The organism is Thalassospira xianhensis MCCC 1A02616 (assembly GCF_003326475.1).
GTDB classification, from domain to species: Bacteria; Pseudomonadota; Alphaproteobacteria; order Rhodospirillales; family Thalassospiraceae; genus Thalassospira; species Thalassospira xianhensis.
Genome location: NZ_JPWA01000026.1, coordinates 46,479 through 68,376, shown reverse-complemented (window position 1 = coordinate 68,376; position 21,898 = coordinate 46,479). Strand labels below are relative to the sequence as shown.

Here is a 21,898-nt window from a genome sequence, read left to right as displayed (position 1 = left end):
CAAGCGGTTTGGCGTTCTGGGCATGGGCCGGGTCGGGCAGGTTGCCGCCGAGCGCGCACGCGGCTTTGGCATGGAAGTGCATTATCACAATCGGTCCCGTCTGCCGGGTCACCTTGAAAAGGGGGCTGTTTTCCACGATACGGTCGAGGGGCTTCTGGCGGTATCGGATGTCTTGTCGCTGCATTGTCCGGCGACGCCCGATACGACCGGTATCATCAATGAAAAAACCATCGCATTGCTGCCGGATCGGGCCATTCTGGTCAATACGGCGCGCGGCAATCTGGTCGATGAGGATGCCCTGATCAAGGCGCTTCAGAGCGGGAAGCTGTTTGCGGCCGGGCTTGATGTGTTCCGCAAGGAACCCGGTGGAAACCCCGATCTGTCGTCGTTGAAAAACGTCTTCCTGTTGCCACATATAGGCTCTGCGACTGAAGAGACGCGTGATGCCATGGGCTTTCGGGCGCTGGATAATCTTGATGCCTTCTTTTCCGGCGGGCAACCGCAGGATCGCGTCGCCTGATCGCGGCGCCAAAAACAAGAACTTGCTAAATTCCGGAACACGTCATGTTTCGGAAAATAATAATCGAAAAAAGTTTTCCACATGGTGGAAGGCCAAATATTCGATGTCCCTTGTATCAGGTCAGGGCCTATGTAAGGCTGAAAATCATCGCCTATTTTCCGCCAATTAGTTGTCGGGTGCGGCGATAATTCTGGGAGGAAGTAATGAAAAAGATACCTACGCCTGAAGACGTGAAGTCGAAGCAAGTGTCCCGCCGTTCGTTCCTTACCAAGGGTGCTACCGGTGTTGTTGCCGGTGGCGCTGCTGCTTCGGGGCTGTTCGCCGCCCCGGCAGTTCATGCACAACCTGCACCTTTGGTCGTCAAAATGCAGACGTCCTGGCCGTCATCGGATATCTGGATGACGTTTGCCAAGCAATATGCCGATCGTGTCGAAGCCATGTCGGGTGGTCGCCTGAAGGTTGACCTTCTGCCGGCTGGTGCCGTTATCGGGGCTTTCCAGGTTCTGGATGGCGTCAATGATGGCGTGATCGATATCGCCCATTCCGTGCCGGTTTACTGGTACGGCAAGAACAAGGCGGCCTCGCTGTTTGGTACCGGTCCGGTGTTTGGCGGTTCTGCAACCACCATGCTGAGCTGGTTCTATGCCGGTGGCGGTGAAGAATTCTATCGCGAACTGACCCAGGACGTTATGGGGCTGAACGTGATTGGTCTTCTTGGCTTCCCGATGCCGGCCCAGCCGTTCGGCTGGTTCAAGGGAGAGGTCAATTCTGTCGCCGATATCCAGGGCTTCAAATACCGTACCGTTGGTCTGGCTGCCGATCTGCTGCAATCGATGGGCATGTCGGTCGCGCAGCTTCCGGGTGGCGAGATCGTTCCGGCGATGGAACGCGGCGTGATTGACGCGTTTGAATTCAACAACCCGTCTTCGGACATGCGTTTCGGCGCGCAGGATGTGGCGAAGAACTACTATCTGTCGTCCTATCATCAGGCATCCGAAAGCTTCGAGTTCATCTTCAACCGTGATTTCTATGAAGACCTCGAACCTGATCTGCAGGCGATCCTGCGGTATGGCGTGGAAGCGGCTTCGACGTCGAACACGGCACTTGCGATGGACAATTATTCGTCCGACCTGCAGAAACTTGCAGACGAAGGCGTTACCATCCATCGTACATCGAAGGAAATTCTGGCTGCCCAGCTTGAAGCCTGGGACAAGCTGATCCCGCAGCTTGAAGAAGATCCGTTCATGAAAAAGGTTCTTGATAGCCAGCGTGCCTGGGTTGAGCGCGTGACCTATTATGAACTGATGAACTCGCCCGATTATCAGCTTGCCTATGACCACTACTTCCCGGGCAAACTGAAACTGTAATGAAACCTTCTGGTTTCATACGGTTTGTCTGACCCAAAGGCTGCCCCGGAGGCCATATGGCCTCCGGGGCGGTTGCTACGGTAACGGAAAGACTTCATGATCAGCTTTATTGAATTCGCGGACAAGCTTTCGGCCTGGTTTGCCAAGGCTTTCGGGTGGCTCATCATCCTGATGACGTTGGGAATGAGTTACGAAGTGATGGCGCGTTATGTTTTTAATGCGCCGACGACATGGTCGCTCGACGTTTCCTTCATCATGTATGGCTCGTTATTCATGATGGGCGGGGCTTATACGCTGTCGCGCGGGGGCCATGTGCGGGGTGATTTCCTTTACCGTCTCTGGAAGCCAAGAACACAGGCAACTGTCGACCTTGTGCTTTATATCTTCTTTTTCTTCCCCGGCATTACGGCCCTGATCCTGACAGGCTGGAAATATTCATCGCGGTCCTGGGGATACGGGGAAGTCAGCGTGAACAGCCCGGCGGGCGTTCCGATCTTTCAGTTCAAGGCCATTATGGTGGCGGCAGGCATTCTTCTGTTCATTCAGGGAATAGCGCAGGTCATGCGCTGCATCATGTGCATGCGTGAAGGATACTGGCGCGGTGCCGATGACGATGTCCAAGAAACCGAAGAATTGCTGATGAAGCAGCATGTCGCAAAAGACAACTAACCAAATCGAAACCCGCGATAACCGGTCCGAACGGAGCTGCAAACGTGATTGACGCACATGTCGCCCTGATGATGCTTGGCATCTTCATTATGCTTGTTTTCCTTGGCTTTCCCGTCGCGTTTACGCTGATGGCGCTGGGGATTGGTTTTGGTTACTACGCGTATTTTGACGCAGGACGCATGTGGCGTGCCTTTGACCGTCTGGCCGAGGACAGCGATACCCTGACATCGGCGATAACCTGGATCGAAGGGGCGGTGAATAACCGGATATTCGACCTGTTCATCAACCAGACATACACGGTGATGTCGAACGAGGTTCTGACTGCGGTTCCGCTGTTCCTGTTCATGGGGTACATCGTTGAACGCGCCAATATCGTAAACCGGTTGTTCTCGACACTTAACATTGCTGCCAAGAATGTTCCCGGTTCGCTTGGCGTTGCCGCCCTTGTGACCTGTGCGCTGTTTGCGACCGCAACCGGGATTGTCGGTGCGGTGGTGACCCTGATGGGGATGCTGGCACTGCCCGCGATGATCAAGGCCCGTTATGACAAAAGCTTTGCCACCGGCATCATCTGTGCTGGCGGGACGCTGGGCATTCTGATCCCGCCATCAATCATGCTGATTGTGTATGCCGCGGCATCAGGTGTGTCGATCGTGCGCCTTTATGCCGGTGCGCTGTTGCCGGGCCTGACGCTGGTCGGGCTTTATCTGCTTTATGTCGTGGGGCGTGCCTTGTTGCAGCCAAAAGCCGCACCGCGTCCGACATCCGATGAAATTCCCGATGTTCCCCTGCTCAAGGTTCTCTGGTTGCTGGCGACGTCGTTCTTCCCGCTGGCATTCCTTATTCTTGCCGTTCTGGGTTCGATCCTGTTTGGTCTTGCAACCCCAACCGAGGCGGCATCCATCGGTGCGCTGGGCGGGATGGTTCTGGCGCTGGCGTATCGTGCGCTGACCTTTGACCGGCTGCGCGAGTCCGTTTACCTGACGGTGCGGACATCGGCGATGGTGTGCTGGCTGTTTGTCGGGTCCTATACGTTCTCGTCGGTGTTCTCGTATCTTGGTGGCGAGCATGTCATTGCCGAGTTCGTTGGCGGGCTTGATCTGACACCGCTTCAGTTCCTGCTGCTGGCGCAGTTGATCATCTTCCTGCTTGGCTGGCCGCTGGAATGGTCGGAAATCATCATCATCTTTGTGCCGATCTTCCTGCCGCTGCTGCCGCTGTTTGATATTGATCCGCTGTTCTTTGGTATCCTTGTCGCGCTGAACCTGCAGACATCCTTCCTGACGCCGCCGATGGCAATGTCGGCCTATTATCTTAAGGGTGTTTCGCCTCCGGGTATTTTGCTGACGGATATCTTCAAGGGGATCATGCCGTTCCTGTTCATGGTGATTGTCAGCATGGTTCTGATGTATACCTTCCCCCAGATCGTGTTCCATCTGCCGGATCTGTTCTATGGCGCACGTTAGGAGGCCGTCGGTATGACACTTAATCCGTTGCTTAACCTTGACGTGGTCGAACTGCGTGACCGGCTGGCATCCGGTGCCGTGCGCGCGGTGGAATATGCCGAGGCCTGTCTTGAGCGGATCGCGGCACTTGAACCGGAAATTCAGGCATGGGCCTATCTTGATGGTGACTATGTTCTCGCACAGGCACGTGCGCTTGACGCGCGCCGCCAGTCGGGCATGCCGATTGGCCCGTTGCATGGTCTGCCCGTCGGGCTGAAGGACGTTATCGATACGGCCCGGATGCCAACGGAAAATGGCACGCCGCTTGATAAGGGACGGGTGCCGACCGAGGATGCGGTGCTGGTCGAAAAGCTTCGTGCGGCGGGCGCGATCATCATGGGCAAGACGGTTTCGACCGAAATGGCCTTCATGTGCCCGTCCAAAACACGCAACCCGCACGACACATCCCACACACCGGGGGGATCATCGGCCGGATCGGCGGCGGCAGTTGCCGCAGCGATGGTGCCGTTGGCCGTGGGGACGCAAACCGGTGGGTCGGTCATCCGGCCGGCATCGTTTTGTGGGGTGGTCGGGTTGAAGCCGACCTTTGGCGCGATTTCGCGCACCGGGGTTCTGGCCCAGTCACCGTCGCTTGATACCATTGGTGTGTTTGCCCGTTCCGTCGAAGGGGCTGCGATGATTGCCGAAATTCTGTTCGGGCATGACGCGCGTGACCGGGCGACGACATTGCAACCCACCCCGCGTTTGCAGGAAGCCGCCAAGTCAACGCCGCTGGTAACGCCGACACTGGCCTTTGTCCGCCCGCCACAGTTTGACAGTGTGGCCGATGACGATACCGTCATGGCATTTCGCGAATTGACGAGCGTTTTGGGCGAACAGTGCTTTGAGGCACCCTTGCCCAAGGCATTTGATGATGCCGCCGATCTGCGGGCAAAGATCAATTTTGCCGAAATGGCAAAATGTTATTACAGCTATGAAAAGCGCGGACGCGATCAATTATCCCCGCAGATGACAGAGGCGCTTGACGCGGGGAACAAGGTCACGGCGAGGGATTATCTTGCCGCACTGGACTGGCGCGATCTTTACAATGTTGCGCTTGATGAAGTGTTCCAGCGTTGTGATGTGATCATCACCCCGGCGGCACCGGGCCCGGCCCCAGGAAGCCTTGATACGACCGGGAATGCCATTTTCAACGGTCTTTGGACGTTGTGCGGGACGCCTGCGATTACGTTGCCGTTGCTTTGGGCGGAAAACGGGTTGCCGATGGGCGTGCAGCTTGTCGGGCGGCGCGGTGATGATGCCCGGTTGCTTCGAACGGCGCGCTGGCTTGTTGAATTTGTTACGAATTCTGAAAATGAAGGAGCATCGTCATGATACCGTCACGTCTTGATCAGGCAATGGCGATTTTGGCCTTTATCGTCTTTGGCGGCTTTCTTGGCATTTTGTTTGGCTATGTCACGCGCTGGGATCTTGGCATTATGGTCGGGATCACGTTAGCACTGTGTGCGTGGGATTTCTGGCATATGGCCACAGGGCGAAAAAGCGACCATCACTGATCGCTTTTTGCCAAATGCCAATTAATTCAGGACGCGCCGGGGATTTAAAAATCCCTAGGCGCGTTTTGTTTTTGCAATAAGCGCACCGTCCTGCTGTTTGCCGTCATAGCCGAAGCGGGCCGCGGCAATCGCGGTTACATCGCGGATCAGATCAATTTCATCGTCGCTGAATTTCGGGCGGTAATAGGTCGGCGCGTGAATGGTCGGGGCGACTTCATTGATGATCGGTTCGGCATCGGGCAGATCAACATGATCAAACAGACGGCGTAACTGATTTGCCGGGTCTGCGACGAAATCCTCGTACCGGACCACCAGCGTCGCATCGCCAAGGGCCTTGTTCACGGTCATGCGATCAGCGATGTAATGGTGCAGGTCGCTCCAGTAATGGGCCCAACCGGCGACTTCGTCGCCATCTTTCCAGTGTTTCATGATCTGTCGGGTAGCGTGCAGATCGCCAGTATTGATCGGACGACGATCAAGGCCGAATTCGTAATGGCCGACACGCTGCATATGGGCAATTGCGCGCGGGTTATCCTGCTCACCCTTGCAGAACAGGTCGTGCTGCTTGGCAAGGGATGCGATATGCCACAGCGGATCGCGAACCGGCAGAACGAACCGTGCATCGGGGAAAATCGACAGCAGATATTCCATCCGGGGGACCAGATAGTTGGCCTTGGAGATATAGCGTTTGCCGCCGCGGATATGGATCAGCTTGCGGATGTGGTCGCGATAGAATTTCTCGAATGCCGGATTGCTGATCTGACCATCAAGGACGTTGCTTTCATTGACGTCATGCAGATGACGGAAAAACGCCATCCAGATCATTTCCTCGAACGCTTCGGGGCTTTCAGGCGTGATGTTGATGCCATCCGCATGGGTGCGTTCAACCGCGACTTCCTTGCCCTTGGGGGCAAGGTCGACAAACTTGTTCCACAGATAGGGCGTGAAAACCGGCGGATAGTCGCGGTAACGATGGGTTGCGGCATCCGAGTGGCGGGCAAGCGTTTCAAGAAGGATCGTGCTGCCCGAGCGGGCGAGCCCTGCGACAAAGACCGGCTTTTCGATTTTGACATCTTCAATCGCATCACCGGCAATTTTCGTTTCGAAATTGCCAAGTCTGATCCATTGCATCGGGTGGCGAGCAATCAGACCGCTTAGCCAGTTATCCCAGCCCGATACATGGAAGGCGGTGCCATTAGACGCGGACGCGGTGGGTTTTTCGGATGTCGTTTGGCCAGTCATTCGATGCGAAATCCTTTTTTGATCGCCAGCGACCCCAATACGAGGGCAAGGAAGAAAGTCAGTTCCCAGCCACGTGCCCAATCCGGGCCGGCGCTGATGATTTGTTGGGTTGGCAATTCGAAACGAAGCTGTGTTACCGGGCTGTCGTCGGGCAGATAGCCCGCCGGGTTGCCGATAATCAGGTTCCACCACTGTTTTTGATGGATCACGGGAATGGCGGCGGCCGGTGCCACCAGATAGGTTTCACCGTCACTGGCACCGGGCACCTGAACAACCGGGCAGGCGCCGTCTTCCAATCCTGCCGGATTGATGCCGACCTGTTCGATGGCGACATTTTCGGGCTGGGCGCTGATAGAAACCTGCTGCCCCGGTACCGGGCAGCTATAGCCGTACTGCCCGTCCAGCCAGACGATCATCGCAAGGGCAGGCAGGGATGCGACAACCGCCGGGCCGATGACGAAACCGACAAGTTTCAGCGACTGGGCAAGCTGTGCCTTGGCCAGCTTCATGCCTTCGCCGAAATCCTCGCCATCGTCTTCGGCCATGGCCTTGCGGGCTTCTTTCAGCCGTTCCTTGATCGCCTTGATGCGTGTTTGCGGCGACAGCACCTTATAAAGGAGCATCGAAATCACCGCACAGACCAGCGCCCAGATCAGGACGCGTCCAAACGGTCCGAGGGCATCTGCCATCAGGGCATCAAGGGTGCTAAAGGCGGGGGCGGGCCAATCGAGTATTCCCATGCGTCATCGTTCCTGTTGGTCGTTGACCGTTCAGGCTTTCGGCTGGTGCGAATGCGCCGAATGCGCCGAATGCGCCGAATGCGTTGAATGCGAGGTGGTGCCAGAGCCGTTCTGCTGCGCACGTTTGCGGTTGCGCATCATTTTGCGGATCGGCCACAGCAGGACAAAGCCAACCGCGACAAATACGGCGGCCAGAACAGCCCACAAAGCAGACAGAAGGCTAAGACCAGCACCCGGTCCGACATATGCCTGTGCAGGCAGGGCCGTCAGAAGTGTTGCGGCGGCAATGGTCGCGGTTCCAATCGAAAGCAGTTTCATGTTCTGTTTCATTGCTTTTCTCCATCAGGGGAGGTCGGGGTGAAGTTGGTATCGCTGTAAAGGGCTGCGCGTTCATCGCTGATGCGCTCGGCCTGCGATACGACGGGGATCAGTTTTTGGCCGGGGTTATCGGGATCATCACGGCGGATCGGGTTGTGGTATTCCCAGACGATCTCGCCTTCCGGGGTGACTTCAAAAAGGCGTCCGCCGCTTGATTCGGTAATCAGGGTATTGCCATTGGGAAGGCGTTGCTGATCAGCACGGATGTTGCTGTCAAACCTGTGTTCGGTCGTGCCCTTGTATTCCCAGGTGATGCCGTTGGTTGCGGGATCGATTTGCAGGATGCGTGATTGCCCGGCTTCCGGATCGGCAAGCTGTCCCTGATTGTCAAACAGCAGGATATCGCCATTGGGCAGGACATCCGGGTCATGCTGACCCAGCCACGGGCCGCGTGTGGCCCAGACGACTTTTTCCGCATCCATATCGAGCACGGCAATGATGCCAAGATCACGGAAGGACAGAACAACATCGCCCGCCTTGCCCTGTTCAAAGTTTTGCGCCGTTTCTTCGGTGATCAGCTGGATCGTGTTGGTGTGCAACACGTCCTCGTTCGAGAAATAGGGCGCGAAATCGACCATGTTGGCGTAACTGGAATTGATCAGCGCATCGAGGATCGAGACACGTTTGATTTCCTTGCCTTCGGGCGAGAGGATTACCGCGAAATCATCAAGCCGCGGCGGGGTGAGCTGTTTGCGGTTGTCATATGTGTTAAAGCGGAATTCCTGGGTCAGGGCATAAATCCGGCCATCGGACGCAATCGAAAAATCGTGATGTGCGGTTCCCAGATATTTCCAGACCGGTTTGGAATTACGGTCGATCTTGGCCATACCATAGCCATATGGCGTGTCGCCCGCCGCGGTATATTGCACGATCAGATCCCCATCGGGTGCCATCTTGGCGGTGTGCCAATGCATGAAATCGTCTTTTTGCGGGTTGGGGATCGGCGATGTTTCATCGTGGATTTCGCTGAACGGCATGCGCCATTCATGGACGATGTTGCCATCCATATCGATCAGCACCGCATGCGGCCCGTCACCGGATGAATACAGCGTCAGACCTTTCTGGGTCTTGTCCGTTTTATTGATCGTCACACCGGTTTCTTCGGTGCGTGCCGGTGCCCAGAAATCAAGACGTTCGACACTGCTGTATTTGGTGCGTTGTTCCCACAATGCGGTGCCCGCACGCCAGGCATTTTTCATCGACTGGTAGGGCGGGACTTCGGCCAGTACGACAAACGCGCCAATGCCGAAGCTGATCGCGGCGATGCCGGTCATGAAAGCAGCAAAAAATATTTTGTCGCCGCGGTTGTTTTCCGCAGATTCACTGGTTTTTTCAGGTGCAGGCACGCAACAATCTCCTTGTCATCTGACAAAAATGTTACGTGCGGCGATGGGCAAATTTACGGCCAATATCAAGGGGATTACGGCGGTTTAGCCGCTTTTCGCCTTTGTTTCGCCCAAGAGTTTAATTGTAAGTAGGGATGTTTTCGGACGGTTTGTTCGTTTGGTTACTGCCGGTATTCGACCCCGTCCATAACCAGAAGATTACCGTCAAACCGGCACGAAACAGTGCCTGATGGTGCACTCATGCGTTGCAGAACCTGTCCGGTTGCCGCATCGCTATAGGTCCCGTTGCCATAGGTGACCGAAATGCTGTCGGGCGTGGTGACATAGGTGAAGCCGATTTCGAACCGGAATTTTTGCGCGCTGCCGTAGGTGTAACTGACGAAATTACCGTTCCCCTGACCGGGGGAGTCGAGTTTAAGGGTGGAATTACCGGTATTGTCGCGGAATGTGCCACTGGCATTGCGGCAACCGCTTTGGGCCGTGGCCTGCGGTTGGGTGGTTTCGGATGCGGCTTTCCGGGCGGCTTCTTCGGCAGCGGCTTTTGCGGCAAGCTGGCGATCACGTTCCATCAGGGTGGCCAGTTCATCCGGCCCCGAAAGCTTTTTGCCGCCATAATAATAGCAATCACCGGCCGCGACCGTTTCATCGCCACAGACGAATTGGCCGGTCTGGCTTGGGAATGCCGATCCTTCGGGCAATTCCATCCAGCCGCCTTCCCACCAGGTCAGGCGACCCTGACCGGCGGGCTTGCGTTCACGCACCGGCCCCTGCCAGACATTGCCATCTGCCATGCGCAATTCACCTTCAAGCGGATCAAACACGCGATAGGTACCGGTAAAGTTTGTGCCATCGGGCCATTTGGTCGTGCTGCCCGGTTCGATCTGGCGGCTGTCGCTTAGATATTCGCCGTCCACTTCGCGGCCATCGGCATATTCGATGTCGCCGGTGATTTTGTCGCCGGTAATGTCGGCATTGTCGATTTCGGCAAAGGGCTGTTCGTTGCGGGTGATTTCGACCGTGCCGGTGCCGACCGGATTGCCGTTATTTTGCGGGCCGGTATATTCCGCCCGGTAGCCGTCATGGGCAAACATGACTTCGGGGCCATAGGTGGTGGTGATTGGTATGCGCCATACCGTGGTGTCGATATTGGGATCAATCCGGGCGGGATCGGGTTCGTGGCTTATTTTGACGTCTTCGGAAAACAGGCCGTAATCGGCATAGACCACCGTGACCTCGCCGGGGAGCACATCGACCCAGCTTTCCGATTTCAGTTCGCCCAGTCGAGAGACCCTGACCAGATAGCTGTCGGGCCACAGGGTGTATTCCTTCATCTGTCCGGCGGAAAGCTGTTCGGTGGTGAAGGGTTTGAACCCCTTGTTGCGGGAGGCCTTTACGACCTGCATCTGCCAGCCGTAGTAAGCGCCGTTACCCGATGGGTTGATCCGAAAGGCGATGCTGCCGGGATCGGAAACACTGGCCGGGGCAAGGGATGTTTGCGATGGTGCGGGCGAGGGGGCGGGGGCTGTATTGACTGTCTGGCAGGCAGAAAGGCTTATGCCCAGAATGCCAATCGTCACGGTCCTGATCATGGTAACGCCCGGTTTCATCACCCATTCCCCCATAGGCCAAATGATAAAACCGATTTCGCCACAACTTTGGCAGGTTGGGAAGCGTTTAAATTTAGCCTTTCCAGGCAATAAGCGCGGCACCGGTACCGATCATCACGACGCCAAGCCAGCTTGCGGGGGACAGTTTTTCACCAAGAAATGCTGCGCCGAAGATCGCAACCAGTACGACGCTGAGCTTGTCAATCGGGGCGACCTTTGCGGCCTCGCCAATCTTGAGTGCGCGGAAGTAGCATAACCACGATGCCCCGGTCGCAAGCCCGGACAGGATCAGGAACCACCATGTTTTGGCCGATACGGTTGCCGGGTTTTGCCAGTGACCGCCAATCATCAGGATGGCAAAGACCATGATGAAAATGATTGTGGTGCGGATAAAGGTGGCGAAGTCGGAATTGATGTTTTCAATCCCGACCTTGGCAAAAATCGCGGTCAGCGCGGCAAAGCAGGCGGCAAGGGCAGCCCATAATTGCCAGCTTTCCATCACATCCTTCATTGCCGATGACCCCCGTTTTGCCTTTCCCGGCACTGCCAGCCGGCCTTTATTTCCGGATTGAAGGATCCAAAAGGGCCTCGATTGGCGGGACCGGTGTGGTTTTGACCTTTTTTGTCACGATATAGGTAAAATATCGGTCAATACCGATGCCTGCGATCAAAAGTCCGTCGATCAGACGTTGATAGGCATCGACATCACGACAGAGTATCTTGAGCATATAATCGACCCCGCCGCCAAGGGCGTAGCATTCGACGATTTCGGGAATGTCCTGAACTGCCTTTTCGAAAATCGTGAAATCCTCGTGCTGATGATGGCGAAGCGTTACCTCGGTCATCACAAGGGTTGGTTTGACCAGCATTTCAAGATTGATATGGGCGTGATAGCCCGAAATCACGCCAAGGTCCTCGAGGCGTTTGAGCCGTTCCCAGCACGGGCTTGGCGAGAGGTTCACCGCCTCGGCCAGTTTGACCTTGGTGATGCGCCCCTCGCGTTGCAGCGTGAGCAGGATTTTCAGATCCTGATCATCCAGCCTGATCATTTCCCGACCACCTCGGCAATGACGGCAAGACAGTCACCGGTTTTGATCAGGCCAGGGAAATGACGGCATGCGATAATGCCGTCGCGGGTTGCCTTGTATTCGGTGGGGACGCTGCCGGTACGGTTGGAATCGTAAACGCGTGCAATCAGGTCGCCGCGCAGAACCGTGTCGCCCAGATCGACACAGGGTTCAAACAGGCCGCTTGAAACCGACGCAACGAAACAGTTGCCGTCCGGCATATCCAGCATGATGCCGCTATCGTCGGGGACGTCCGGTTCACCGGTCAGAATACCGGCATGGATCAGAAGGTTGCGCACCCCGCGATCGGCAATCGCCACCCGTTCGGCCGTGGTTGAGCCCCCGCCGCCCAGTTCGGTGGTGACAAAGGTTTTGCCGGCTTCTTCAACAACCGTGTCAAACATGCCGACCGAATCAAGTTCCAGCATCATCATCGAATAGGGGGCGGCAAAGGCTTTCATCGCCGCAACGCAACGGGCTTCCTGTTCCTTGTCGTCAAGGACGTGGACGGCGGCAAACGGAATGAAGTCCAGCGTTTTGCCGCCGGAATGCAGATCAAGGACGATGTCGGCCTCTGGTACCAGATGACGCAGGACGTAATCGGCGATTTTCTGAGTCACCGTGCCGTCGGCCTTGCCGGGGAAGCTGCGGTTAAGGTTGCCCTTGTCAATCGGGGAAGTCCGCGACGCATTGAGGAATGCCGGGAAATTCATCGCCGGTAAAATGATGACCCGCCCGGTGATTTCAGCAGGCGACAGTTTCCCCGCAAGTTTGAACAGCGATACCAGTCCTTCGTACTCGTCACCGTGATTGCCGCCGGTCAGAAGGGCGGTCGGGCCATCGCCGTTGCGAATGACGGTAATCGGGATCATCACGGCCCCCCACGCGGAATCATCACGCGAATAGGGCAGTTTCAAAAAGCCATGATGGATGCCGTCCTGATCAAACGGGATTGTCGGTGTAATCGGCGATTTCTTTGTCATGGTCGTTTCCTTGCAAAATGCAGGATACCGCGACCATCGGTATCCTGCGTGGTAATCCTGCATCGGGCGCATAATTGCCGATGCGATGTCTTATCATCAGTGTTGCGGTCAGTTTTTGACGAACAACTGCCTTGGATAACTGGTCAGTGTTTTGCTGCCGGTTTCCGTGATCATCATGCTTTCGGTGATCTCGATCCCCCAGTCATCAAACCAGAGTCCGGGCATGAAATGGAATGTCATGCCGGGTTCAAGAACCGTGCGGTCACCGGGGCGCAGGCTCATGGTGCGTTCGCCCCAGTCTGGCGGATAGGAAAGCCCGATCGGGTATCCGCACCGGCTGTCTTTGTGGATGCCGTATTTTTGCAGCACACCAAAGAAGGCATTGGCAATATCTTCGCAGACATTGCCGGGTTTGGCGGCTTCAAGCCCGGCCTGAAGGCCTTCGATCAGAGCACTTTCGGCGTCAAGGAAACGCTGTTCGGGCTGCCCCAGATAGACCGTGCGCGACAGCGGCGCATGATAGCGTTTATAGCAACCGGCAATCTCGAAAAACGTACCGGCATCGCCCGGTATCGGTTTGTCATCCCAGGTCAGATGCGGTGCACCGGCATCAGCACCCGATGGCAGCAACGGCACAATCGCCGGGTAATCCCCGCCGATCCCGTCAATGCCGACAATCCCGGAACGATAGATTTCGGCAACCAGTTCGTTTTTCTTCATGCCCGGTTCGACAACTTCGAAAATGCGTTCATGCATGTTTTCGACGATGCGGGCCGCCTGACGCATATAGAAAATCTCGGTCTCGGATTTTACCGCGCGCTGCCAGTTTACCAGTGCGGTTGCGTCATGGAACTTTGCATTGGGCAGATGGGCCTGTAATTGCGCATAGCATCTGGCCGAGAAATAATAATTGTCCATTTCCACGCCGATATTGCGCGTGCCCCAATTGCGATATTCGATCACCTCGCACAGGTAATCCATCGGATGATGGGTGGTGGATTGCACATAATAATCGGCATAGGGGATGATGCGATCATGGGTCATATAGACCGTGCGCTTTGCCCCGTTTGCATCCTGCGACCGGCCGAACCAGATCGGATCATCTTCGATCGGAACGAGGACGCATTGGTGAACATAAAACGACCAGCCGTCATAGCCGGTCAGCCAGGCCATGTTTGATGGATCGGTCACGATCAGAAGATCGAGCCCCTTTTCCACCATGGCTTTTTTTGTTTTTTCCAGACGCTCGGCATATTCCTCGCGCGTGAAATTCAATTCAACCTGGCTCATCGCAGGCCTCCAAAAAAAGGCGGGGTTTCAGTTTTTCCTGACCCTGTTTCCCTTTGTTATTACGACGTGATCTCGGTCCCGGCCTTGGCTGCGTCGCAGCGGGCACGGGCGAGGGTGGCGATTGCGGTGTCCTGGACACCCGTACCGGTCAGATCGGCAACCGTGATCGCATCATCGGACGTACGTCCAGATGCCGATCCGGCGATAACCTGCCCCAGTTCTGAAAATGTGCGGTCGGCTTTGATGATCCGGGCATCAATGGCGTGATGCAGTTCGCCCAGGATCCGGCATTGCGAAAGGCTGTCGCACACATAAAGGTCTGCCCGGCCGATTAATGCCGGGTCGATTTCGTTTTTATGTTCCGCATCCGATCCCATCGCAGTGATATGGGTACCGGGTTTGACCCAGTCCGACAAAAGGACCGGTTCACGTGCGGGGGTGGTGGTGACAATAATGTCGGCATCCTGTGCCGCGGCCCGGCCATCGGGCGTTGCGGTTACGGAAAGGCCAAGTTCGCTGGCGCAGGCGGCGGCACAGAGTTCGGCCTTGGCCATGTCGCGTGCCCAGATGGTGGCCGATGTGATGCCGCGTACCAGTTTAAGCGCCTTGAGCTGCAATTTCGCCTGCACCCCGGCCCCGAAGATCGCGGCATGTTTTGCATCCTTGCGTGCCAGATGTTTGGCGGCAACGCCCCCGGCGGCAGCGGTGCGCACATCGGTCAGATAACCGTTATCGAGCATCACGGCTTCGAGCAGGCCGGTTTTGGCCGAAAACAGGTTCATCAACCCGTTTACCGACGGCAGGCCGAGTTTCGGATTGTCAAAAAAGCCGGGGCTGATTTTGATGGCGAAACTGTCCAGTCCGGGGACATAGGCGGTTTTGACATCGACCTCGCCATTGTGGTCGTCGATATCAAGCCGAAGGATTGGCGGCATCCGCACATCCTTGGTCGCCAGTGCGAGAAAGGCGTTTTCGATACAGGCAATCGCATCGGTATCAAGGGTGATAACGTTGCGAAGGTCGGTTTCGGTCAGAATTCTGATGTTGGGCATATTGGTTACTCCGCCATCAGGTCGACGTCTTCGCCGCCGACAATACGTTTATGCAAATCCATGTCGATATTGCAGCCGGTCGACAGAACGACCGTGGTGCCGGGATTGTCGATCAATCCGGCGCGAAGGGCCGCGATACCAACGGCAGCGGCCCCTTCGATCACCTGCTGGTCATCGTGATAGGCGGCCCGGATGCCGTCCGCGATCTGGGTTTCGTTCACCAGAACAAAGTCATCGGTCAGATCGGCACACATATCGAATGTGTATTGGTTGTTTTGCCCGATGCCGCCGCCCAGACTGTCGGCCAGTGTCGGCAGTTCTTTGACCGCGGTCGGTTTGCCTTCCTGAAGGCTTGTGATCATCGCACAGCCGCGTTCCATCGAAATGCCGACAACCCGGATGGCCGGATTGATCGACTTCGCCGCCAGCGCAACACCCGCCAGCAGCCCGCCGCCCGACAATGGCACCAGAAGCGTGTCGGTTTCGGGAAGCTGTTCAAGGATTTCAAGGCCAAGGGTTCCCTGACCGGCGATGATATCGGCATGGTCAAAGGGGGGCAGCATGGTCATGCCCTTTTCCGATACCAGACGATCGACTTCCTTTTGGGCCTCGTCCTGCGAGGTCCCGGAAATGCATATTTCGGCCCCCTGGGCGCGGATGCCTTCGACCTTGTTTTTCGGGACCAGTTCGGACATGCAGATCACGGCGCGAACCCCGGCATTGCGCGCCGCATTGGCAAGGGCGCGGCCATAATTGCCGGTCGATACCCCGACAACGCCCTTTTCCTTCTGTTCGGGCGACAGTTTCAGAACGGCATTTGCCGCCCCGCGCAGTTTGAAGCTGCCGGTATATTGCTGGTGTTCGCATTTCAGCCACACGGGCGATCCGATCTGCTCAGACAGGCTGGCAGACGGGCGCAGTGGTGTATGGATCACGTGGCCCGCGATGGTCTTGCGGGCAGAAAGCACATCACCAAGTGTGATGGGTTCCTTCATGGCGACCTCGTTACGATTTGTGTGGGGCGTGGTCAAACAGGGTTCCGAACCCCGTGACCGGTTTGTCGTATTTCATCAGATGCAGCGCGTGCCAGATCATTGCCTGATTGCTGGTAATCACAGGCTTGCCCAGAAGCTTTTCCGCACGTTCGACAATCTCGGCGGACCGGATTGCGGTGCAGGAAATGAACACGGCATCGGCATCAGGGCTATTGACCTGCAATGCCGCAGCCAAAAGGGCGTCCGGCGGGATTGCCGTCATATCGATATCGTTTTCAAGCCCGAACCCCATCAGCCGGGTCACATCGAAACCGCGCGCGATCAGTTGTTCGGCAACGGATCGGGTGACATCCAGAACATAGGGGGCGACCACGGCGATTTTTTGCGCACCGATTGTTCGCAATGCGACATCTGTTGCCAGCAATGGATTGGTCACCGCCGTACCCGGCATGCCCTTGTTGATCAGGGCTTCGATCCGGTCCGATCCATTGACCGCCGTTCCCGACGTGCAGCCGAAAATGGCGACATCCACGCCATAGCCCGGCAACAGGGTGCGTGCGGCACGCGGCAGATCGTCGGCCATGCTGCGCAGGGTGTCGACCGTGATCGGATTGGCATTTTCAATGCGGGTCGTGAACAGGCCAACATCATCGGGAATGATGCGGCGCAGGTCATCCTCGCTGTTGAAATCGGTGGCGAGCGTAATCAGCCCGATCCGCCCGGCCGGGGCAACCGGATCGGGCAAATAGGACAGGTCTACCGGCTCTGGCGTGACCGCGGGGGCAACGGACATCGTCCTGAACTCCTTGATGGGGTGAGGCAATGACTGCCCGCACCCCGGTTTGATATTGTGGTTGTTCTTTTCCGGGATGACCCCGGTTATCTGCCGATTAACGGAAAGCCATGGTCGGCAGGAACAATGCGATCTGCGGAACAAAGACCAGAATCACCGCCGCGAGCAGAAGCATGAAGATAAAGGGCGGCGTGCCCCGGATGACCTCGTAATAAGGTCGCCTGAAGATCGCGATGGCGGTGAAAATATCGCACCCGAAAGGCGGCGTTGCCGACCCGATGGCGACCTGAAGCGTCACCAGCGTGCCAACCAGAACCGGATCAAGCCCGGCATCACGTACCAGCGGCATGAAGATCGGTGTCAGGACCAGAATGACGACAATCGGATCAACGAACATGCAGCCGATGAAGAAGGCGATGCAGATCGCGGCAAGGATCAGATAGCTGTTTGCACCTTCAAGCCCCAATGCACCGATTACGTGCTGCGGGATCTGGGCAAAGGAAATCACAAACGAGAAGGTTGTACCCGCGCCGACAAGGATGAAGACCACAGCGGTAATCAGGCCGGTCGAACGGGCAATTTCCAGAAGTTCAGACCATTTCACCGACTTGAAGATCATGACTTCAAGAATGATGGCATAGACCACGGAAACGGCTGCGACTTCGGTCGGGCTGACCCAGCCGAGATAAATGCCGCCAACAATCAGAACCGGGAACATGATGGCCGGGCCGGCATTCACAATCGCCTTGCCACGTTCCGCCCAGCTCATGCGCGGGATGGTCGGAATGTTGTTCCTTTTTGCGTAAAAGACGCAATAGGCGGAAAACATCAGCAGGATCAGGATGCCCGGGCCGATACCAGCCAGGAACAATTCACCGATCGATACCTTGCCGACCACGCCAAACACGATCATGCCGATGGAAGGCGGGATCAGAAACGCGATGTCACTGGCATTGATGATCAGGGCCATGGCAAAGCTGTCTTTGTAACCGGCCTTCAACATTTTCGGGCGCAACGGGCCGCCCATCGCAACCACGGTCGCCTGTGTCGAACCCGACACCGCCCCAAACATGGTGCAGCCAAGGGCGGTTGTTACGGCAAGGCCGCCTCGCACATGGCCGACAAAGGTCATGGCGAGATCGATAAGCCGGTTGGCCGTATGCCCCTTTGTCACGATATCGGCGGCAAAGATGAACATCGGCACTGCAATCAGTGCCACCGGTGAAATCCCTGTCACCATTTGCTGGATCAGAATTTTGGGATCAATCGGCATGTAAAAGGTAAAGGCGACGACGCTGGCCATGGTCAGCGGCACCATCATCGGGAAGCCCAGCACCAGAAGGACGAGCATCACAATCAGAATTGTGGTTCCAAGATCCATTTTCCGTCCCCTTACAGATGATGATCGTCAGCGTCGGAGAACGTATCTTCCACTCGGTAGGACAAATGCGTTCCGGGTCTGAAGATATTCGTTGCTGCGGCAAGTACGAACTGGATCCCCGTGACCGTCAGGCCAAAGGGTACGATGAGGACGGTGAAATAATAGGGGATGCGAAGGGCCGGCGTCAGGCGGTTGGACTGGATCAGCGATGAAACATAGCCGATCGAATACCATGCCAGAAGAAACAGAAGGGCCGCCGTGCCCAGCGTGATGATGATCATCATGATCTTGCTGGCCTGCGGGCCCAGCATATCGGTAAAGGCCGACATGCGAATGTGGCGCCCCATGCGGGCGGCCTCGCTAATGCCGACAAACGTGACAAGAATGATCAGAAATTGATTGAGCTCTTCGGAAAAGAAGATGCTCGAACTGAAACCCAGACGCATGATCACATTGGCGACCGTATTGACGGCCATGATCACGATGCTCCACCCCAGCAACTGACGCTCGACAACGGATAAACCGTCATCAAGCCGTTTCAGCACCGACAGCACCCCGCCTTTCGGCGCGGGAGCCTCCCCGTTAGAATCCGACATACGACCTCCATGATGCGCGTGCGAGACATTCTTGCTGAACGTTGTGTGTGGTTATTGGTTCCCTCCCACACGTTTTCCTGCTCGCTTCACGCCAGACTGCCAGAATAAAAACGGTTTGTGACGGTTCAATCAGATTTTTGTCATGACACAAAAATCAATACATAACGTCGAAGGCATGCACACCTGGCATCTGTTCCATCGTGTGACGGATCTGCATCAGGCCGTGATGCAGGGACGGGGTATCAACCGCCCCGCCGACACAAATCCGGATGGCATTCGGGCGGGGGACCTTGACGGTCATGAACGGGTCGGAAATCGTCACGGCAACGCCGTTTTTCCTCAGTTCCGAGGCAAACCATTCTTCCTGCCAGTGATGCGGAATGCGCACCCAGGCGCTTAGCGAAGTGGGGTGATGGCGGACCACGGCATCACCCAGTATTTCGGCAACAAGGGCCTGTCTTTCACGCATCAGGGCGCGTTGGACCGTTACCGCCTGATCAACGGTGCCATCAGTGATCCAGCGCGCGCCGATCTCGGCCATCAGGGGTGTTCCCATCCATCCGGTGACTCGCAAAACGCTGCTGGCACGGATCGACAGGTGTTGTGGCACGACCAGAAAACCGGTGCGAAGCCCCGGCATGACAATCTTGGTCAGGCTGGAAACATGGAAACCCAGACGCGGCAGGAAACTTGTGATCGGCGGCAGGTTTTGTTCCAGAAGCGGGCGATAGACATCATCTTCGATGACATAGACGCCGTAATGCTCGGCGATCTCGGCGATTCGTTTGCGCCGTTCCAGCCCCATCAGGCAGTTGGTCGGGTTGGTGTAGATCGGGGTCACGACAAGGGCGCGGATGTGGCGCGCACGGCATTCACGTTCAAACGCGTCGGGCAGAATGCCTTCGTCATCGGTTGGCAATGCGCCCAGCTTGAAGCGAAGGATGCTGGCAGTGCCAATGACACCATGATCGGTCAGGCTTTCGGTCAGCACGACATCGTCGGGCTGAACCACGGTGGCAAGGGCGGTAAACACCCCCTGTGCCGCGCCATTGGTGATCAGGATGTTGGGAAGTTCTGCCGAAATTCCCATTGATGCCAGCCACTTGCTGCCGATTTCGCGGTGGTATTCGAACCCTGCGACCGGGCGGCAGCTTTCCATCCAGTTATGGTGGGTTTCCTCGGCCAGCTTGCTGTGAATCTGGCGCGACAGATCATTGTGGAAATCGGTATAGGCCGTGCGCACAATCGACAGGTCGATCAGGTCGGGCTGGCGATTGTCCAGAATAAAGGTCGATGCGCGATCTGTCAGGCGTGCCTGAACGAATGTGCCGCGCCGTCGTTCCGACCTGAGATAACCCTGTCGTTCTACTTCCTTGTAGGCCGCACTGACGGTTTGCACGCTGACATGCAGCCGATAGGCCAGTTCACGATGGGTCGGCATCCGGACATCATGGCGAAGGCGTCCTGCCTCGATATCGGTGATGATTGCTTCGACAAGGGCCTTGTATTTTGGTCCCGTATCGCCGCTCAGGTCAATATTTGGCAGCCACATCTTGTCGATTCCTACCCTTGTCTACCCTTGTCTACCCTTGGGGTTTTTTCGACCCTAACATGACCTGAGGGTTAATGTGTAGACGTCAATGTTATTTTGTCATGATACAAAACTAACATTGACCTGATGCAGGAACATTTCAACACTTTGCGCGTTCATGACATTGATGTGCCAACTAATCGCCGCCGGTCCAGGGTTCAATCCCGGTCGTCGCGGCATAATAAGGGAGACTTCGATATGAGTTTGAACAAGCTCTTCAAGGCGACCCTGTCTGCCGCCGCAATCTTTGCGGTTGCCGGGACAGCCGCCCAAGCCGAAGAATGGAAATTTGCGCATGAAGAAAGCCCGGGCGATGTGCAGGACCTGTATGCACAGGAATTCAAGCGCCTGGTCGAGGAAAAAACCAACGGTGATGTGACGGTTACCGTCTACACCTATGGCCAGTTGGGTACCGAAAACGACATTACCGAACTGACGACGGCGGGGGCTGTCCAGTTCTCGAACGCGTCGCCGGGCCATCTTGGCACCTTTGTTCCGGAAATTCAGGTTTTCGGCGTTCCCTACCTGCTGTCGCAGGATAACGAGGTGAACAAGGAAGTCCTGTCGAGCAGCCCGACGATCTATGAAGGTCTGTCGAAGGATTTTGAGTCCAAGGGTCTTAAGCTTTATACCATGTATCCCGAAGGCGAGATGGTCTGGACCACCAAGAAAAAGGTGACCCAGCCGTCCGAATTTGATGGGGTGAAATTCCGTGTCATGACGTCGCCGATCCTGATCGAAAGCTATGAATCTTTCGGTGCCGATCCGGTGGCATTGCCGTGGGGTGAAGTTTATTCCGGCCTTCAGACCAGCGTGATCGATGCACAGGTCAACCCGATCTTCTTCATCGAAAGTGCGAAATTCTATGAAGTTACCGACTATCTGATCTATGCCGGTCAGCAGCAATATACCACCACCGTGGTATCGAATGCTGCCTTCTATGAAGGTCTGTCTGACGAGCGCAAAGATATGCTTAAGGAAGTCAAATCGGAACTCGATGACTTCATCTATGAAGCGCAGCAAAAGGCAAATGCCGAGGCACTTGATCGCATCAAGAAAGCCAAGCCAGAAATCGAAGTCATTCGTCTGAATGATGAACAGCGCGCTGCCTTCAAAGAGGCATCGGCCGGTATTGGTGACAGCCTTGTCAAGGAAGTCGGTGGTGACACCGAAGAAGTGCTGAAAGCGCTTCGCAAGGAATTCGGCACCGAGATGTAATCATCTTTGACCGCAATTCCCCCTTCGTGGGATGATATCTG

The 21,898-nt window shown here is 56.2% G+C and carries 22 protein-coding genes; 7 read left to right on the top strand and 15 right to left on the bottom strand.

The annotated features are described in order from the left end of the window. From TH5_RS18455 to TH5_RS18430, 6 genes are all read left to right on the top strand, one after another. Nucleotides 1-520, top strand: a 520-nt coding sequence (locus tag TH5_RS18455; RefSeq protein ID WP_279627767.1) for an NAD(P)-dependent oxidoreductase, incomplete at its 5' end; no start/stop codon positions are given. A gap of 203 nt (nt 521-723) precedes the next feature. Beyond that, nucleotides 724-1,887 (top strand): TRAP transporter substrate-binding protein, encoded by a 1,164-nt coding sequence (locus TH5_RS18450; protein WP_007088958.1) that lies wholly within the window; start codon nt 724-726, stop codon nt 1,885-1,887. A 96-nt stretch (nt 1,888-1,983) separates the two neighbouring features. Then, the gene (locus TH5_RS18445; RefSeq protein ID WP_114123080.1) at nt 1,984-2,556 is read left to right on the top strand and encodes a TRAP transporter small permease subunit; all 573 of its coding nucleotides are present in this window, start codon (nt 1,984-1,986) and stop codon (nt 2,554-2,556) included. A gap of 44 nt (nt 2,557-2,600) precedes the next feature. After that, nucleotides 2,601-4,022, top strand: coding sequence for a TRAP transporter large permease (locus TH5_RS18440; RefSeq protein ID WP_114123079.1), 1,422 nt, complete (start codon nt 2,601-2,603; stop codon nt 4,020-4,022). Between the two features lie 12 nt (nt 4,023-4,034). Next, complete coding sequence (locus TH5_RS18435; RefSeq protein WP_114123078.1) at nt 4,035-5,396, top strand: amidase; 1,362 nt, start codon at nt 4,035-4,037, stop codon at nt 5,394-5,396. Beyond that, nucleotides 5,393-5,578: a hypothetical protein gene (locus TH5_RS18430; protein WP_062949552.1), complete on the top strand. Its 186-nt coding sequence runs from the start codon at nt 5,393-5,395 to the stop codon at nt 5,576-5,578. Before TH5_RS18435 ends, TH5_RS18430 begins: the two co-directional genes overlap by 4 nt. A 54-nt stretch (nt 5,579-5,632) precedes the next feature. On the opposite strand, the gene TH5_RS18425 is transcribed toward TH5_RS18430, so the two are convergent. The 15 genes from TH5_RS18425 to ehuR form a co-directional block, all read right to left on the bottom strand. Next, nucleotides 5,633-6,820 carry a sulfotransferase family protein gene (locus tag TH5_RS18425; protein WP_114123077.1) on the bottom strand — a complete coding sequence of 396 codons (1,188 nt, stop codon included), beginning with the start codon at nt 6,818-6,820 and terminating at the stop codon, nt 5,633-5,635. Next, complete coding sequence (locus tag TH5_RS18420) at nt 6,817-7,560, bottom strand: hypothetical protein (protein WP_114123076.1); 744 nt, start codon at nt 7,558-7,560, stop codon at nt 6,817-6,819. Before TH5_RS18420 ends, TH5_RS18425 begins: the two co-directional genes overlap by 4 nt. A gap of 30 nt (nt 7,561-7,590) precedes the next feature. After that, the gene (locus TH5_RS18415) at nt 7,591-7,890 is read right to left on the bottom strand and encodes a hypothetical protein (protein WP_114123075.1); all 300 of its coding nucleotides are present in this window, start codon (nt 7,888-7,890) and stop codon (nt 7,591-7,593) included. Next, nucleotides 7,887-9,284, bottom strand: a complete 1,398-nt coding sequence (locus tag TH5_RS18410; protein ID WP_114123074.1) for an arylsulfotransferase family protein — start codon at nt 9,282-9,284, stop codon at nt 7,887-7,889. The genes TH5_RS18415 and TH5_RS18410 overlap by 4 nt, the downstream gene beginning before the upstream one ends. 161 nt (nt 9,285-9,445) lie before the next feature. Beyond that, the gene (locus tag TH5_RS18405; protein ID WP_147250131.1) at nt 9,446-10,891 is read right to left on the bottom strand and encodes an MORN repeat-containing protein; all 1,446 of its coding nucleotides are present in this window, start codon (nt 10,889-10,891) and stop codon (nt 9,446-9,448) included. Nucleotides 10,892-10,964: 73 nt separating this feature from the next. Beyond that, nucleotides 10,965-11,402: an EamA family transporter gene (locus TH5_RS18400; RefSeq protein WP_114123072.1), complete on the bottom strand. Its 438-nt coding sequence runs from the start codon at nt 11,400-11,402 to the stop codon at nt 10,965-10,967. A gap of 46 nt (nt 11,403-11,448) precedes the next feature. After that, nucleotides 11,449-11,940: an Lrp/AsnC family transcriptional regulator gene (locus TH5_RS18395; RefSeq protein ID WP_114123071.1), complete on the bottom strand. Its 492-nt coding sequence runs from the start codon at nt 11,938-11,940 to the stop codon at nt 11,449-11,451. Next, complete coding sequence (doeB, locus tag TH5_RS18390) at nt 11,937-12,941, bottom strand: N(2)-acetyl-L-2,4-diaminobutanoate deacetylase DoeB (RefSeq protein ID WP_037988190.1); 1,005 nt, start codon at nt 12,939-12,941, stop codon at nt 11,937-11,939. The genes TH5_RS18395 and doeB overlap by 4 nt, the downstream gene beginning before the upstream one ends. Before the next feature lie 108 nt (nt 12,942-13,049). Next, nucleotides 13,050-14,231 (bottom strand): ectoine hydrolase DoeA, encoded by a 1,182-nt coding sequence (doeA, locus tag TH5_RS18385; protein ID WP_097051190.1) that lies wholly within the window; start codon nt 14,229-14,231, stop codon nt 13,050-13,052. A 59-nt stretch (nt 14,232-14,290) separates the two neighbouring features. Beyond that, on the bottom strand, nt 14,291-15,283 hold the full coding sequence (eutC, locus tag TH5_RS18380) for an ectoine utilization protein EutC (RefSeq protein WP_114123070.1): 993 nt from the start codon (nt 15,281-15,283) through the stop codon (nt 14,291-14,293). Between the two features lie 5 nt (nt 15,284-15,288). Then, nucleotides 15,289-16,278, bottom strand: a complete 990-nt coding sequence (gene eutB, locus TH5_RS18375) for a hydroxyectoine utilization dehydratase EutB (protein ID WP_114123069.1) — start codon at nt 16,276-16,278, stop codon at nt 15,289-15,291. Nucleotides 16,279-16,288: 10 nt separating this feature from the next. Next, nucleotides 16,289-17,071: a maleate cis-trans isomerase family protein gene (locus TH5_RS18370; protein ID WP_114123068.1), complete on the bottom strand. Its 783-nt coding sequence runs from the start codon at nt 17,069-17,071 to the stop codon at nt 16,289-16,291. 97 nt (nt 17,072-17,168) lie between these two features. Continuing rightward, the gene (locus tag TH5_RS18365) at nt 17,169-18,452 is read right to left on the bottom strand and encodes a TRAP transporter large permease (RefSeq protein WP_037988176.1); all 1,284 of its coding nucleotides are present in this window, start codon (nt 18,450-18,452) and stop codon (nt 17,169-17,171) included. Nucleotides 18,453-18,463: 11 nt separating this feature from the next. Then, the gene (locus tag TH5_RS18360) at nt 18,464-19,048 is read right to left on the bottom strand and encodes a TRAP transporter small permease (RefSeq protein WP_037988174.1); all 585 of its coding nucleotides are present in this window, start codon (nt 19,046-19,048) and stop codon (nt 18,464-18,466) included. A 154-nt stretch (nt 19,049-19,202) separates the two neighbouring features. Further along, entirely contained in the window at nt 19,203-20,600 is a 1,398-nt protein-coding gene (gene ehuR / locus TH5_RS18355; RefSeq protein ID WP_063093077.1) for a MocR-like ectoine utilization transcription factor EhuR, read from the bottom strand. Between the two features lie 237 nt (nt 20,601-20,837). Between ehuR and TH5_RS18350 the strand changes: the two genes are divergently transcribed. Then, nucleotides 20,838-21,857 carry a TRAP transporter substrate-binding protein gene (locus tag TH5_RS18350; RefSeq protein ID WP_114123067.1) on the top strand — a complete coding sequence of 340 codons (1,020 nt, stop codon included), beginning with the start codon at nt 20,838-20,840 and terminating at the stop codon, nt 21,855-21,857. Nucleotides 21,858-21,898 lie beyond the last annotated feature (41 nt).

What these genes read in the sequence shown, in the direction of transcription:
- TH5_RS18420 (WP_114123076.1), bottom strand. Translation starts at nt 7,560, where the DNA reads ATGGGAATACTCGATTGGCCCGCCCCCGCCTTTAGCACCCTTGATGCC.
- TH5_RS18435 (WP_114123078.1), top strand. Translation starts at nt 4,035, where the DNA reads ATGACACTTAATCCGTTGCTTAACCTTGACGTGGTCGAACTGCGTGAC.
- TH5_RS18430 (WP_062949552.1), top strand. Translation starts at nt 5,393, where the DNA reads ATGATACCGTCACGTCTTGATCAGGCAATGGCGATTTTGGCCTTTATC.
- TH5_RS18365 (WP_037988176.1), bottom strand. Translation starts at nt 18,452, where the DNA reads ATGGATCTTGGAACCACAATTCTGATTGTGATGCTCGTCCTTCTGGTG.
- TH5_RS18350 (WP_114123067.1), top strand. Translation starts at nt 20,838, where the DNA reads ATGAGTTTGAACAAGCTCTTCAAGGCGACCCTGTCTGCCGCCGCAATC.
- eutC (WP_114123070.1), bottom strand. Translation starts at nt 15,283, where the DNA reads ATGCCCAACATCAGAATTCTGACCGAAACCGACCTTCGCAACGTTATC.
- TH5_RS18445 (WP_114123080.1), top strand. Translation starts at nt 1,984, where the DNA reads ATGATCAGCTTTATTGAATTCGCGGACAAGCTTTCGGCCTGGTTTGCC.
- TH5_RS18405 (WP_147250131.1), bottom strand. Translation starts at nt 10,891, where the DNA reads ATGAAACCGGGCGTTACCATGATCAGGACCGTGACGATTGGCATTCTG.
- TH5_RS18400 (WP_114123072.1), bottom strand. Translation starts at nt 11,402, where the DNA reads ATGAAGGATGTGATGGAAAGCTGGCAATTATGGGCTGCCCTTGCCGCC.
- TH5_RS18425 (WP_114123077.1), bottom strand. Translation starts at nt 6,820, where the DNA reads ATGACTGGCCAAACGACATCCGAAAAACCCACCGCGTCCGCGTCTAAT.
- ehuR (WP_063093077.1), bottom strand. Translation starts at nt 20,600, where the DNA reads ATGTGGCTGCCAAATATTGACCTGAGCGGCGATACGGGACCAAAATAC.
- eutB (WP_114123069.1), bottom strand. Translation starts at nt 16,278, where the DNA reads ATGAAGGAACCCATCACACTTGGTGATGTGCTTTCTGCCCGCAAGACC.
- TH5_RS18370 (WP_114123068.1), bottom strand. Translation starts at nt 17,071, where the DNA reads ATGTCCGTTGCCCCCGCGGTCACGCCAGAGCCGGTAGACCTGTCCTAT.
- TH5_RS18395 (WP_114123071.1), bottom strand. Translation starts at nt 11,940, where the DNA reads ATGATCAGGCTGGATGATCAGGATCTGAAAATCCTGCTCACGCTGCAA.
- doeB (WP_037988190.1), bottom strand. Translation starts at nt 12,941, where the DNA reads ATGACAAAGAAATCGCCGATTACACCGACAATCCCGTTTGATCAGGAC.
- doeA (WP_097051190.1), bottom strand. Translation starts at nt 14,231, where the DNA reads ATGAGCCAGGTTGAATTGAATTTCACGCGCGAGGAATATGCCGAGCGT.
- TH5_RS18415 (WP_114123075.1), bottom strand. Translation starts at nt 7,890, where the DNA reads ATGAAACAGAACATGAAACTGCTTTCGATTGGAACCGCGACCATTGCC.
- TH5_RS18450 (WP_007088958.1), top strand. Translation starts at nt 724, where the DNA reads ATGAAAAAGATACCTACGCCTGAAGACGTGAAGTCGAAGCAAGTGTCC.
- TH5_RS18360 (WP_037988174.1), bottom strand. Translation starts at nt 19,048, where the DNA reads ATGTCGGATTCTAACGGGGAGGCTCCCGCGCCGAAAGGCGGGGTGCTG.